The sequence below is a fragment of the Corynebacterium sp. 122RC1 genome, from assembly GCF_024580955.1.
Classification (GTDB): Bacteria; Actinomycetota; Actinomycetes; order Mycobacteriales; family Mycobacteriaceae; genus Corynebacterium; species Corynebacterium kozikiae.
This window is the reverse complement of sequence record NZ_JANIKD010000002.1, coordinates 182,341-196,550: the sequence shown is the minus strand read 5'-3', so window position 1 is coordinate 196,550 and position 14,210 is coordinate 182,341. Positions and strand designations below refer to the sequence as shown.

General features: G+C 58.6%; 11 protein-coding genes. 5 read left to right on the top strand and 6 right to left on the bottom strand.

All coding sequences use genetic code 11. The features are described 5' to 3' along the window. The first annotated feature begins 231 nt into the window (after positions 1-231). The gene (locus NQ050_RS01870; protein WP_257037551.1) at positions 232-2,061 is read left to right on the top strand and encodes a hypothetical protein; all 1,830 of its coding nucleotides are present in this window, start codon (positions 232-234) and stop codon (positions 2,059-2,061) included. A 415-nt stretch (positions 2,062-2,476) separates the two neighbouring features. Here the strand turns inward: NQ050_RS01870 and NQ050_RS01865 are convergent, their stop codons facing one another. The 6 genes from NQ050_RS01865 to NQ050_RS01840 all read right to left on the bottom strand — a co-directional run bounded on the left by NQ050_RS01865 (position 2,477) and on the right by NQ050_RS01840 (position 10,386). Then, positions 2,477-3,472 carry a DUF4192 domain-containing protein gene (locus NQ050_RS01865; RefSeq protein ID WP_257037550.1) on the bottom strand — a complete coding sequence of 332 codons (996 nt, stop codon included), beginning with the start codon at positions 3,470-3,472 and terminating at the stop codon, positions 2,477-2,479. Between the two features lie 121 nt (positions 3,473-3,593). Beyond that, complete coding sequence (locus NQ050_RS01860) at positions 3,594-4,172, bottom strand: recombinase family protein (protein WP_257037549.1); 579 nt, start codon at positions 4,170-4,172, stop codon at positions 3,594-3,596. Positions 4,173-4,174: 2 nt separating this feature from the next. Next, entirely contained in the window at positions 4,175-5,332 is a 1,158-nt protein-coding gene (locus NQ050_RS01855; RefSeq protein WP_257037548.1) for a restriction endonuclease subunit S, read from the bottom strand. Further along, complete coding sequence (locus tag NQ050_RS01850; protein ID WP_257037547.1) at positions 5,332-7,296, bottom strand: SAM-dependent methyltransferase; 1,965 nt, start codon at positions 7,294-7,296, stop codon at positions 5,332-5,334. Before NQ050_RS01850 ends, NQ050_RS01855 begins: the two co-directional genes overlap by 1 nt. Before the next feature lie 157 nt (positions 7,297-7,453). Then, a complete protein-coding gene (locus NQ050_RS01845; RefSeq protein WP_257037546.1) occupies positions 7,454-8,935 on the bottom strand; it encodes a recombinase family protein in 1,482 nt (493 codons plus the stop codon). Positions 8,936-8,940: 5 nt separating this feature from the next. Continuing rightward, on the bottom strand, positions 8,941-10,386 hold the full coding sequence (locus NQ050_RS01840; protein WP_257037545.1) for a hypothetical protein: 1,446 nt from the start codon (positions 10,384-10,386) through the stop codon (positions 8,941-8,943). 269 nt (positions 10,387-10,655) lie between these two features. Between NQ050_RS01840 and eccD the strand changes: the two genes are divergently transcribed. From eccD to NQ050_RS01820, 4 genes are all read left to right on the top strand, one after another. Then, entirely contained in the window at positions 10,656-12,056 is a 1,401-nt protein-coding gene (gene eccD, locus NQ050_RS01835; protein ID WP_257037544.1) for a type VII secretion integral membrane protein EccD, read from the top strand. A gap of 2 nt (positions 12,057-12,058) precedes the next feature. Further along, positions 12,059-13,231 carry a S8 family serine peptidase gene (locus NQ050_RS01830; protein ID WP_257037543.1) on the top strand — a complete coding sequence of 391 codons (1,173 nt, stop codon included), beginning with the start codon at positions 12,059-12,061 and terminating at the stop codon, positions 13,229-13,231. Between the two features lie 86 nt (positions 13,232-13,317). Continuing rightward, complete coding sequence (locus NQ050_RS01825; protein ID WP_257037542.1) at positions 13,318-13,779, top strand: MerR family transcriptional regulator; 462 nt, start codon at positions 13,318-13,320, stop codon at positions 13,777-13,779. Next, positions 13,776-14,198, top strand: a complete 423-nt coding sequence (locus tag NQ050_RS01820; RefSeq protein ID WP_257037541.1) for a carboxymuconolactone decarboxylase family protein — start codon at positions 13,776-13,778, stop codon at positions 14,196-14,198. The genes NQ050_RS01825 and NQ050_RS01820 overlap by 4 nt, the downstream gene beginning before the upstream one ends. Positions 14,199-14,210 lie beyond the last annotated feature (12 nt).

The following is a 14,210-nucleotide window of genomic DNA, read 5'->3' as shown; positions in this document are numbered from 1 at the left end:
AGATTCTCCGCCAGAATACGATCCTCAACCAAGCGGACCACACGGTCCTTCGCATCCTGATCAAACTTCTTTGGCATGTTCCAGATTTTCCCATCTACTCAAACGGAACAAAACCCGGGACACTTCACTCCGAAGAACACACCGGGGATAACAACTGATCGTGGACATCACAGAAAGTGGACGGCAATGACGTCTGTGATGTCCAGTTTGTCCTACGAAAGAGTGAAACGAATGAGTGACCAAAAAGGGTACGCCGCATTCAACGTCCGGCATCTGCGGCGCATCGACTGTGGCGGAAGCACACGCGGAGATAGGTCGCGCATCCTCAACGAGTGCATGCGCAAGTTGGATGCAAAGAACTTGAAGTTCCAGGCGCAGCGGAACCCCAACATCGTCGTACAAGACTCACATCTGAACGTGCCATTCGTTAATGACGGCACCGGGAAGATGCGACGCGCAAAGTCTGTAGACGATGTCCTCGCCTACCAAGACTCTCGCATGGATGGTGTGCGCGTACTCAAGAAGAGCTATGAAACTTCGATGTTCGTCATCCATCTACCGAAGAGCATGTGCATAGAAATTCCCGACTACTACACGTCAGTTGTGGACGGCGAGGAAGTGAAACGTCCACGCATGGTGGCTCGGGACTACAACGAGGCAAAGAAGTATCTTCAGCAGGCGATGTACTGGGTCGCCGATAATGTCCTGCCAGGCGGCCGCCTCGCGCTTGCAGGTGGCGATATGAATTTCGACGAAAGCACTCCACATATCCAATTTCACGCAGACACGTTCAGCCCGGACCCGAAACGCCCCGGCAAGCTAAGGTGTGCACCGGGCATCGCCTACAACACACACCCGGAAGTTCGCTACCAAGACGGCCCGAAGAAAGGCCAGCAGATCGCAGGTCAGATCAAGATGTCGTTAGCACAACAAGGTCTTCGCGAGCATATGCACAGTTTGGGCTATCCCGTAGAGCTAGGGGTCAGCGAGCGTCACGACGAGTCGTTGAACCTTGACCGCTTTCAAAGGCTCGAAGACCAGGAACGTCTTCTGGAGCAGCGCGAAAAGCGGGTCGCTGAGGCTGAGACAATCCTGCAAGAAGACCGCGAGTTTGCCACACGTCAAGGCTACGGAGACGGACACCACCAGGGTCGGAAAGAAGGCTTTGACCAAGGACTCGCTGATACTCAAGCTGACCGTGATGCTGCAGCCGCCGACCGTCAGGCTGCTGCCGAGGAGCTGCGACGGGCACGTGAGACTGTGCAGAGGCAAGTTGAATCTGCACGCCGTAAGGCCCGTGAACAGGCCGAGGAGGACGCTAAGGCCATCAAGGCCGCTGCTGAGGCTGAGGCTTCACAGAAGCTGGTAGAGGTCCAGAAGAAGCTCGCTGAGGCGAACAATACATTGGCCAAGGCTGCGCAGGAGCTTGAAGAGGCTGAGCTAGAAAAATCAGCCGCAGCATCCGACCGTGCCGCCGCTGCAACGGAGCTGGGTAAGGCTAAGGACGCACGTGAACAGGCAGGGCGCGACCAGGAGGCTGCACACGCCGACCGTCAAGCTGCTGCCCAGGATCGCACTGCTGCGAAACAGTACCGTGACAAGGCTGCACAGGAGCTTAGCGAGGCACGAGCACGCGCCAACGATGAGGTCAAGGCTATCCGCGACGCTGCAGCCGCTGACCGTGCCAAGGCTGCACAAGAGCTGGCTGGAGTGCAGGATCGGGCTGCGAGGATCATCGACGCCGCTAATACTGTTGCCCAGACAGCGCTGGATAAGGTGATCAAGCAAGCCAAGACGCTGGGCAAACAAGCGCGTGAACATATGATGATTGTGGACTCAGACTTCCTTGACGCGTTGCTCCAGAGGCCAGAGATACGGGCTGAATATGACCTGCATGTGAAGCAAGCCTTTGACAACCCGCTTCTTGGAGGCAACCCGGTGGCTAATTCGCGCACTGTCGCCGAAGAGCGCGCCTTCCTGGAGCGGCAAGAGCGCCGTAGCCAGGAGTCGCTGGATCGTACTGAGCAGCGTAGGAAGGAAGGACAGCAGAAGGAAGACTAGGTGAAACGCTGTAGCGTACGACGCAGCGTAGGCTCCAGGAAACACCTGTCAGCTGTACGCTCCGTTGTACGCTACAGCGTCGATGGGGCAGCGTTCTCTCTAACGTTCGCTGGGGTGTACGCTGGAGTGTATGTCTGCACAAAGTACGCCCGAGCGTACGCTGCAGCGTATGAAAGGCTTCTGTACGCTCCGGCGTACTGCTGGCCGTACACCCCAGAGAACGACCCTGGAGGATGCACTGCACCGTACGCTACAAGTTACGCCCAGGTGTACACTACAGCATACCGTGACGCAAGTCACAAAAAAGCTCGTTTATATAATATATATCTGAGCCTGCGAAAAAAGAACGGTCCCACCGCCCCATGAAGGGACGACAGGACCGTAAAGGTCAAGTTAGAACGGCGCGGTCTCGGTGTTAGGCAGCTGCTTCCAGCCCAGCGCGGTCACGGGTAATCTTCACGCCCTCGTGCAAGGACCTAATAACCATGTCGAAAAGCCCATCTAGCCTTGCCCGCATCAGCAGCTGCACCAGCGAGTACTCAGGACACGCCTGCTCAGCGGCTTGGATGACCAAGCTGGCATGACTGCGGCGCCCTAGAACCAGCAGTACGCAGGCCAGTAGGCTCAGCACCCCAGCACGCAGCTGGTTGTCTTCTAGCTGCGGCACCAGGTCTTCTAACACCGTGACGGCTTGTTCCGGCTGGTCGATGAGTTCGCCCAGCACGAGGTCGCGGGTGCCAACACCGTCAAGCAGCGCTGCGACGACAAGCCCCTGCGGGTCAGCGTTACGGCCCAGTCGCAGCGCTTCACGTAGCGCCAGGACGAGGTGCTGCTGCGACGGTGCCGCTGCCAGCAGGTCTTCAGCTAGCACATAAGTTCCCGCACCGTCCTCACGACGGTCCTCGTCGAAGGTCAGTGCGCGTAGCAGCTCATCACGACTGACAGCGATGACCCCGCCGTTAGTGAGTGTAGCCTGAGTGGACGCGGCCTGGTGGATAGGTGCAACTGTGCCCTCCAGGAACTCTGAGGTGTAGGCGTGACGGCGTTCAGCAGTCCATACTGCTTTGTACGGCTCGTCCTCAGCGATGCAGGTCAAGTGCCAGATGACTTCGAGGTTCTGGATACCAGCGTCTGCGACAGCCTGCATGAAGGCATGGTCGAGGCTGTCAGCGACGATGATGGCAAAGACCACATCAGGTGAAGTCTGCGCGGTATGCGCGGCAATTTCAGCCAGGGACTTTGTGTCACCGCAGTCCATGCGCATGACCACGCCGAGGCGCAGTGCACCACTTTCGGCGTGGGAGAGGGTACAGAAAACGACGGAATTTTCCGGGTAGAAACCCAAGGTGGCCGGAATTTCGGCAAGGAGGACAGCAGGAGTGGAAGCGGTAGTAGCGGCGGGAACGGACATGACAGGACACCCTTTCTTGGTGCTCGATGCGAATAATGTGCAATCCCGTGTTCTAACGACACTCTGGGTCGTTAAATACTCTCTGTCCTGCCAACCGGGCCGTCCTCGCCGGCCCGGTGCGTTAAGTTCCGGCTTCCTCTCTATGCCTTCTCACCGCACGCGAGATGGTTGACCGTGAAACACCGAAGGCGTTGGCCACTGATGTAACAGAGTCTCCAGAATCGATCAGCTTCACGACCTTCTCGACCTGCTCTGAGGTCAGTTTCGGCCTGCGCCCACCAACCCTGCCGTGCGCACGGGCGTGCGCCACACCCTCACGTGTGCGCTGGACCAAGAGATCACGCTCCCATTCAGCGAGGGCCGCCATCACGTTGATAATGACCTTGTCTGCAGGTCGGCCAGTGTCTAGCGCTGGCTCCAGGACACGGACGTTGATGCCGCGCTCGGCGAGGTCGGCGATGGTGGTGACCGTCTCGACGAGACTGCGGCCAAGGCGGTCCAGCCGGGTCACAACGAGAGTGTCGTCCGGGCGGGCGAAGTCGAGTGCTTGGTCGAGGCCGGGCCGCTGCCACTTGGTGCCGGAGATAGTGTCACTGTAGATACGGTTCGGGTCACAACCGACTGCCACAAGGGCATCCCGTTGAGTGTCGAGACTTTGTTCCTGTCTAGCGGTGGACACGCGAGCATAGCCAATAAGCATGGTTACTCACCCTCAATACGTGTATGGGAACCTTTTGACTCAGGGATTCGGTCACCGTAAGGCAGGGATCGAATGTAGTTCTCCATAAACTCCCAGTCGGGGATGAAGCCCTCTGGGTGGTAGGTCTTGGCAGGGTCGATAACCGGACAGCCATTTTCATCACGCTGGACGGGCAGCTCAAAACCGTAGATGGTCCTGATGTATTTGTTCAGTTCTCTGCCAAAAGGGGAGTACTTGAACCGAGACTCGAACTCGATCATGGTTGCAAGAAACAATCGAGCGTAGGGAGACACCTGCTCAGTGTCGAACTGAAGAACAGAAACGTTTTGAGCGGTGTAGAAGGGTTGTGCTTGATAGAACGTGGAGCCAAGACTTCCTCCAAGCGCAACAGTGAGGCTCCCAGCAGGATAAGGATCGATGTCTTCGACACAATCAACTACTCCCACAACACCGTTGTTCTCAGCAGACCTACCCACGAAATTGACAGTAGGGTTGTCGGCCGACATGGCAGAGAGGTCCATCTTGCTCCCCATATCAATGGAGCACAGATCCTTCAGAAGGAAAAAGACCCAGGACCGTGTGTTTAAGGAGGCCTTCGAGGTGGTGTTCGCGGTCGAAATTGGCTTGGAGTTGAGATTTCGGATGAATCGCTCCATGTACTGCCAGTCGGGGATGTAGCCCTCGTTATGGAAGCGTTTTGAGGGATCAATGACTGGTTTACCAAGCCCGTCCCTTTTGACGGGGAGATCGAAACCATAAACCGTTCGTAGATACTTATTCAACTCCCGACCAAACGGGAAGTATTTGAACCTAGCCTCAAAATGGATCATCGAAGCTAGAAACAAACGGGCAAGAGGCGATACTTCGTTTTCGTCGAAGCTCAGTACAGATACGTTTTGAGAGGTGTAGAACGGATCAGTTTGAAGAAAGGTAGATCCGAGACTCCCGCCCAGGGCAACAGTGAGACTCCCGGCAGGATAGGGAGCAACACCGTCGATTAGGTCGACCTTTCCCATCACGCCATTGTTTTCTGCTGAACGACCGACGAAGTTGACGGATGGGTTTTCCGTTGACATGGCGGAAAAATCCATCTTACTCCCCATGTCAATGGAGCAAATGCGATTAAGCAGGAAGAACTCCCAGTTTGAGGTGTCGAGCATCACTGATTTGCACCACCTTTATTGTTGTTCTCCACAACAACACCTTCCCTGACGAGGTATGCAAGATAATTGTTGACAGTTTTCTGGAAATCATTGGCGGTTAGTATCGAGTAGTCGGTTTCCATGTAGGCCTCGACCAGCCACTCATCTGCATGGGTAACTTCCTGCATGGCTGACATACCAGCTTCGACGGTCTTGTTACGGAAGAGCTTCAGCCATTTATCTTCGACAGCCTTCCACTTACTCGCATTGTTCTTGTCGAACTGCTCGATGCGGCCGAGTTTCTTCTTTTTCTTGTGCGCGTCATCTTTGAAGTAGCCGAAGAAGGTTGCCTTATTCGGTTCACCCGTCTCAGGATCATAATGTGGCTGACCAAGAGTAAACACCATCATGCACGCGGAGACAGATGCGCCTGGGTAAAAGATCTCGTTGGGCAGGGTAAATACAGCCTCAAGCGTGTTGTTGATCAGTAGACGCTGCTTGGCGTCTTTGAGAATCTTGGTCGCACCGATGGCCGCAGCGACCGGAAGGATAACTGCCATCTTGACTGTCTTGGCCGCCTGGTTTTTCTGCATACGCTCAGCGTTGGCTTCAACAACACAATCGGAGATGAACTGGACGAACACCATACCCTTGGTCGGGTCTTCTTTACCGGTCTTCGCCTTGCCCCAATTTGTCTTGTACCTGTCAGGGATGCCGATGGGCTTGGCGTTGAATGGCGGGTTCATCAGAATGATGTCGGGGTCAGCCTGGTGAAAGAACTTCTTGGAGTCAAAGAGGCTACCGAACTCAATGTTTGAGTTACCGTCGCCGTGAATGAGCATGTTGGTCGTAGCGAGGCCGTAGGCCTGTTCTTCGATCTCAACACCGTAGATGTGCTCACGCTTGATCTTGTCTTGTTGTGCGTCCTTCTGCCCTTGCGTGCCACTCATGTTCGTACAGTCAGCGAGCGCTTTGACCATGCCCTGCACAAGAAAGGAGCCAGAACCGCAGGCGCCGTCAAAGATTCGAGAGTTGCGGTTGACACCCGTGACGCGGCAGGCGAACTCAGTAATGTGATCGGGCGTGAAAGCCTGGTTCTTGTCAGCCTTGCCGGTGTACTTGTTGAAGGCGATGAAGAAGAGATTGAGGAGGTCCTGGCCCTCAGAGCTGTCCTCGTCAATGTAGGCGTAGATGCCGGAGACAATGGCAATGAGGATGTCGAGCCAGTCATCAAGCGCCAGCTTCTTGACCTTTTGATCTCCAACAACGTTAGTCCGAAGTAGCTTGATTTTCTTCTCTTTGTTGTTGGAACCATCGAGAAGATCGTTGAGAGTCGTTTCAATGCCCGTACGAATCTGAGGCGCATCGAAAGTAGCCCAGTAGTTGCGCAGCTGAGCGGTGGTCTCTTCATTGATGTCAGAGATACCGAGCTTGGAGATCACGCTCTTCACATAGAGGAGCGTCGTACCCACAAACTGACTCCGCAGCTTCTCGTCGATGTCCTTCTTGTGAAGAAGCTCGTTGAGCGCGTAGGTGTTCTTGAGCACCTTCTCACGGTTGTTCTGCCGGTTCGTCTCAAACAGCGTCGTGTAGTACGCCATCGTGTCCATCGCTGTCTCGCCGGGAAGCTCGTGGTCGTCGTCGACCACTTCTTTCCACACGCGCAAGTCCTCGTTTGTGGTGTTGGCGAGGATGGCAATGATTTTGTTCCCAGGGAACAGAGCCTTCTCTTCATCGACATATTCACGTAGCTGGTCGATGTCGGCGTCGTTGTAGCGTTGCTTAGTCTCAATCAGAACAGCGGTGTTGCTATCCTGATCGAAGAACCGAAGGTCGATCTTGAAGTGCTCGAAGTCGCGCCCGAGCGCAGTCCGCAGCTTCTCGCGAGAACCGGCAGCATGAACGTAGCTAAACTCACCGCCCTCAATGTTGGTGGTCAAGTATTTAGCTCCAACAGTGTTGGTCATTGTTGCTCGCGACACGGGCAAGTTCCTTCTGTTCAAATTCGGTCGGTTGTGCACACCCGTGGGACACAGGGGTTGGGAAGCCCAAATGTGCAGGTGCGAGTGTGTCACAAACGTTAATCAAAATGATGTATGTATCATAACTGACAGATTGACGTTTGTGAACACCTTCGGGCTAGTTCTTCCATGTGATTTTGACCCGGTTCGGATCGAACTTCTTGGCACCCTGCTTGCCGGGGAGGATATGAATCTCCATGAGCAGCTTCGTGAGACGTCGCTTGTCCTCGATGGAGGCACTCTCCCACCAGTCGGCGAAGATGACATCTCCCCCGCCCAACTCGACGGCCAACGGGTCGGCGCCAAGGGTTTCAGTGATTGACTGGAGTTCATCATCAATTCTGGTTAGCTGAGCAGCAATCTTCTTTTCAACACGAGCGAATGTTGACGTGTCAAGCTCGCCATCGATGACGGACTCTTCCAGAGCCTCGCGGCGAGCCAGCAAGGCGGTGCGATCCTGGAATAGGGACTGCATCCGCTCACTGAGCGCGTCATCTTCTGGAGTTAAAGCACTACGCAGTACTTCAAGCGCATCAGGCTTAGACATCCGAGCGATGATGACCTGTGAGACGAGATCATCGACTTCTTCAGAACCAATAGCAGTGTGCCGCTTCCCGATCTTCTCACGTTTACAAGAGTAAAAACGTTGCTTCGAGCCATCCTTGCGGGTACGGATGCGTGAATACATAGGGTCGCCACAGGTACAGATGAGGACGGAAGCTAAATACCGTGTGGGAGCTGTACCCACGTGATTGCGCCGCCGCGATGGATCACGCAAGACTGCGTCGATCTTTTCGCCTAGCTCCTCGTCGATAATGGCAGGCCATTGACCTGGACCAATAACTTCGCGGTCTTTGTTCGCCCTGTAGCCAGTATCAGGGTTTGTGGGAGTGAAAGTACTCAAGCCACGCATGCGCGGGTTCAAAAGAATGTCACGTAGCGTCGCGGGATTCATCGGATTACCGCGCGTAGTGAGGATGCCTCGCTTGTCGAAAACTTCACGAACAGCCTCGCGCAACGTCTTGCCGGAGACAACCATGTCCGCCGCGTCAAGCACGGCCTGGGCTTCCTCAGGAACGATAGTCTCGGCGTCGGCTTCGTAACCCATCATCCGGTGACCGCCGGTCTTCGGTCTACCAGTGCGTGCGCGATCCACATAGGCAGCCCGAACACGGGCGGCGCGGTCAATGGATTCCTGCTCAGCGATTAGACCCAGGATGATAATGGTCAAGCGACTCGCCGGGTCCTCGGGGTCGATGCCGTAACCCCTAGTGGCCTTGATGCGAACATGGTGCTTTTCGCAGAGTTCGAAAAGCGTCAGCGTGTCGCGCGTCCGCCTCGTCAATCTATCGAGCGCGTACACATAAACAATGTCGATCTCACGGGCCTCAATGGCGTGTAGCAACTTGTCATATTCGGGCCGGAACTCGCCGGAGAAGGCGCTGACATTGTTATCCACGAATGTTGCGACGACGGTCGCCTCATCAGCCTCGGCTAGGAGGGTGCAGAGGTGGACCTGGCGCTTAACACCGGCTTCTTCCTTCTTATCAAGAGAGATGCGGGCATAGACGGCAGCTCGGAGCGGTTGTTTGTCCTCCATGCACCCTATAGTAGCCACAATCCACAGTGAGAATTGCCACTACCAGTTGCACCCACGCACAACCCGTGCGGCCCCTGCCCACCATGAGCAGATTCTTTGATGTCCACCACCAACGGGGCACCGTGGTTGCTCAACCCAATGGGCACGCTGAGCCGCCGCTTCCCCCGCGGTACCCACTGACGCGCGAGTTCCTTGGCCGTAATCTCCCCAATGCCCAACAGTTTGCGCAGGTCGTTGGTACTGCGGCCGTGACTCGAGGGGCGTTTGAACCCTGTCATCGAGCGAGCCAACAGCTCCGCCTGCACCTCCGAAAGCCGGTCAGGCACCCCGAGCACTTCTACCCCATCTTCCGTTTCCACCTCCAACTTGGGCCCGCAACGCAACACCAACCCCTCCAGCTCCGCGCGCTTGGCCAGATCTGCATTTTGCACCGCGCCGGCCACCACAATGCACGCCCACCCCTGGTTTAGTAGCGCCGGGTCCACGTCCACCTCACCATCAATGAGCAGGATCTTTGCCTGCGCGTGCTCAATGTTTCGGGTGTGCGGCAGCCACTTGGTCCACCCCCATTGCGCCCCAGCGCCGGTGAGGCCAACAGCGTGCAAACCCACCGCCTCCGGCCCATGGTGCACCGCGATCTGAGCGATCACCGCCCTCGCCGCATCCCGGGCCTGCTCACCCAAAAACTGCACCACCGGAAACGCGGAAAGCTGCACCACAATCGGCATATCACCCACCGTGTTCACGGCGCGTACAAGTTGGCGCAACGCCACCGCACACACGGGATCAAGGTCTTCTGGCGCGCCGGGGTCGCCCACCTGGATTCCCGGCTCAAGGGCGGTGTTGCCCAAGCCGACGCGCACCGCGAGCATGTCCGGGTCCTCCCCACCGCGCTCCCACATGCGCCTTGTCCCCACCCTGGCGCGCAGGTCCTGCGGCGCGGGGTGATAGTGCAGCTCGTGCTCACGCTGCGCCCTTGCGTTGGCGAGCGCCTGCTCCCGCAGCGCAGCAAGGTGGCGCAGGTAGGTGCGGCGGGTCTCGTTGGTATCCTCCCCCGGGGGCGGAGAAAACATCATGATCGCACTGAGGCCCATCATCAGCGGAAACATCAGCATCATCGGGTTGAGCTGCGCCCCGGAAAGCACCATGAGCGCCACCATTCCAAGGATGGCAACAACCATGATCACCGGCAAAAAGGCACGCAGCAGGCTCATCGGCTGCGGTTTGTGTGCTTCCGGAATCTTGTGCGGCTCCAACGCCCCCTGGGGACGCGGCGGTGCTGGCTCTCGGTCGCCGATCCCCACCGGTGGCACTTCCTGCGCCTCGCCAAAGGCATGCGGGTAGGAGGCGAGCACGGGCCACCCCCTGGGCACCCCTCTCCCGACCCTTTCGTGCGGTTCTCTGCGCACATGCTTGCCCTCAAGGCGCATTTCTGCAGGCAGGATAGACATTTCCCCCTCGTTTCTGCCACGCCCCACCATGTGGATTTGGGTGAGCGGGCGAGTAATTTTCCCCTGTTGGTTCTGTGATTTGTCTAGCCACCCTTGCTTGCGCTTGTTCCCCTGGCGCTCCCCCAAGGGTGGACACGGTGGCAATTCTAAGCCAGAATGTGCGCTAAAGGTAGGGCGCACACATGCGCAAGGGGGCAACCTCAGGGGGAACAAACCTCGAATTGGGGCAAGTTTTCCCTGGTGGGGCACAGATTTTTGGGGGAAGGATAATGTCTGCACCAGTAGCTTCTGGGATTGATCAAGGGGTGGATTATCGCCTGCATGTTCGCCTTGATTTGCCAAGGGCGCGCACGCGGCGCAGCGTGGACGTATCCATCCCGGCAACAGCTTGCTTCGACGAAGCCATCAGTGAACTCCTCGGCCTCCTCGAAGCACCGCAGGTAGACCGCCCCTGGCAATTCGCCAGCCCCTCCGGGACGGTCCTGCCCAACCACGTACCGCTTTCCGAGCTGGGCCTCTCCCAGGGCATGGTCCTCTACCTGCGCCCTCAGCGCCCGGTGTCCCCGCCCGTGGTCCGCGACGCCGCCGAGGCCCTCGCCCACGAAGCCGAACAGGCACCCATGATGCGCTTCGCTGTAGATACGGCCAGCTTGGCGGGGCTTTTGGGCATGCTCATCGCGGCACGGGGGTTACCTCTACCCATTGCCGACGCCTACTGGGCGGCAGCATCCCTGACCATTGCAGGGGCGATGACGTGGGCACGGCGCACGGCATTGCTCGCGGTGGCGGCAACATTGTTCGCGGGAGCAACGATGTGCCTCGCAATGCTCGGCCCCAGCACCCGCATTGAAGACCTCCCCTCAGCCTTGCTGGAGCAGCTTGGCAGCGGCCGCTCGGCCGCTGCGGTGGCTGCCGCGCTCGGCGCGGCGGCGGCCACGGTGATCGCTGCGGCCTTGCTCCGCGTTCCCGCGTTGGCGATTGCGGCGCTGGCAGCGTCGTTAGGAATTCTCACATTCAGCCTGCTCGTGGGCCTGCTTTACCCCTACGCGGAGAGTGATCCTGCGGGCGTGATGGTGCCGCTTGCCGCGGGAGCGCTGTTTTGTGGGCTGGTGCTGATGAGTGTGGCGCCGGCGGTTGCTACACGTGTCTCGGGGCTGCGCGTGCCCAGGCTGCCGAGCGCCGGGGATACGTTGGAACATTCGGACCCCGGGACGCCCCAAGACGTGCTGGAGACGCAGGCGAAGCAGGCTCATGAGCTGCACGGCGGCATCCTACTGGGAATCGTGTGCACCTGTTTACCTGCACTTTTTGTGCTCGCGCAGGGGCGCGGGTGGAGCGTGACGCTGTTGTGCCTTGCCACCGCGCTGGCGTGCGTGATGCATGCGGCGAGGCATCGCAGCCCGTTGTGTGGCTGGTGCATTTGGTTGCTCGGGCTCGGCGGACTGCTTGCGGCGGCCACTAACGTGCAGGGCGTGCATTGGGCGATGAGTGCCGTGGTGGTGCTTGGCGGGCTGGTCGCGGTGACCGGGCCGCTGTGGCAGCACCTGCTGGACGACCTCGCGCCAACCACCGTGGTGTGGTGGGAACGCGCCGAAGCGCTCTGCGTGGCGATGACGTTCCCGCTCGCAGCCACCGTAGTGGGCATTGTTGACCTCATCAGGGGACTGTGACCGTGGCGCGGGTAGGGGGCGCTGCCGCGGTGGCGGGCCGGGTGCTGTGCGCTGCGATGGTGGCGGCGGGAATGGGAGTTGGCTGGCCGGTGGAAGCCTGGGCGCAGGAACGCCGCTGCGCCCAGCCAGTGGAGGCGAACGAACATGCCATCGCGCAGCAACTCGACATCGCGGATGAATACGCCGCGGCCCATCGCTTTGCCACAGGGGCTGGTGTGCGGGTTGCGGTGATCGACACCGGTGTAGCTGCCCACCCCGACCTCGGGGAGGTCATCGACGGGGGCGACTTCGTGCCCACCGCGAGCCAAGGCGCCTTCGACGATTGCGACGCCCACGGCACCATCGTCGCTGGGGTGATCGCCGCGCGGGGTGGCGGTGCAGGTGGGCCGCGCGGTGTTGCGCCGGACGCGCACATCATCGCCATCAAACACACTAGCGCCGTTGCCGAGCAAGACCCGCAGGGCAACCTCGGCAGCCTCGCCCAAGCGATCCAATCGGCCCTGGCCCACGACGCCCACGTCATCAACATCTCCGTCGTCTCCTGCGTTCCCGCCGGAATTGAAGTTGACCTCAGCCCACTTGAGGAAGCACTCGCACAGGCCGAAGCCCGCGGCACCGTAGTCATCGCCGCGGCAGGCAACACCTCGCCAAGTTGCCAGGACGGCAACCAAGTCTTCCCCGCACACCTGCCCACCGTGGTGGGCGTACGGGCACTGGCAAACCCGTACCAAATCGCCGACTACGCCCTCAGCTCACCACACCCCACACTCGCCGCCCGCGACGAAGTCCCAGCTGCCCTCCACCCTCATGGACAATCACACGCCATGGGGCTCGCGCAGCAAGACGCAATCGCGCCGTTTGTGGGCACGAGTTTCGCAGCGCCCGTCGTCAGCGGAACCGCCGCACTCCTCAAACAACGCCACCCACACGCCAGCGCCGCAGAAATCCGGCAAGCGCTTTTCGACGCCGTAGACCCGGCCACTGGGGCGGTTGACCCCACGCGCTCCATCACAACCCCCCTCATGGACAAATGTGCTACCTGTGTTCATGAGGGGGAGGTTGTGAAGGCTGCGGGCCCCGCTGCCCCACTGCCCAGCCTCGGACTGTGGGCCGTAGCGATGGCCTTGGTGGTAGTGGCAATCGCGGCCGCCGCAAAACAATTTCAGCGGCGTTGAGCGTGCGATCAACGCGTGACTGACCGAGAAAGGCCGATCTGGCAAAGGTTGACTTTGAGCGCGCTCAAAGTCTTAGTGTCGTCGGTATGGAAGAAAAGGCACTGATCGAAGCGTTACGGCTCGCAGTCGATCCCCCAAGTGGTGTGGACGTTGCGGCGCTGCAAGACTTAGTCCGCGATGACCAGACCACCGCATGGGACATCAGCACAACTGCACGCCACCTTGGGGTAAGCCCGCACACGCTGCGCTATTACGAACACATCGGGCTGCTCACCGTCCAAAGGGATTGTTCTGGGCATAGAAGGTACGACGCGGCGTCGGTACGCCGGCTCGTGTTCATCACCCGTATGCGCATCTCTGGCATGCCGATTGCAGTTCTGCAGCGCTACATCCATTTGGCCGACGCCGGGCCCGATACCGTACCTGAACGGCTCGCCTTGCTCCTGGATCACCGCAATTCTCTGCGTCTTCAAATCGCCCAGCTGCAACTGTCTCTTGCCGCCACCGAATACAAAATTTCCGTCTACACCGAAGGACCCACCCCATGACCACGGCCCAGAATGACATCAACTCCTCTGAGAACATCGCTCGCCGCAAGCACGGCCAAGACGTTCTCTCCCGCATTGACGGACACCTTGGTGAGGCGGTTATCGACTCGCTCGCCGACATCAGCCCCGCACTCGGCCACCACATCGCTGCATTCGCGTTCGGCGACATCTATGACCGGCCTGGCCTCGATCCCCGCAGTCGGCAGTTAGTGACCTTAGGGGCCTTGACTGCCCTGGGAGGCTGCGAACCGCAGATCAAGGTACATATCAACGCAGCTCTGAACGTTGGTCTTACCCGAGAAGAGATCACCGAAAGCTTCCTCCATGCGGCTGTTTACTGCGGCTTTCCCCGAGCACTCAATGCCACTTTTGCGGCCCAAGAAGTGTTTCAGAACCTCGATCAGGAACAGAACACCTAGTAGATCAATATG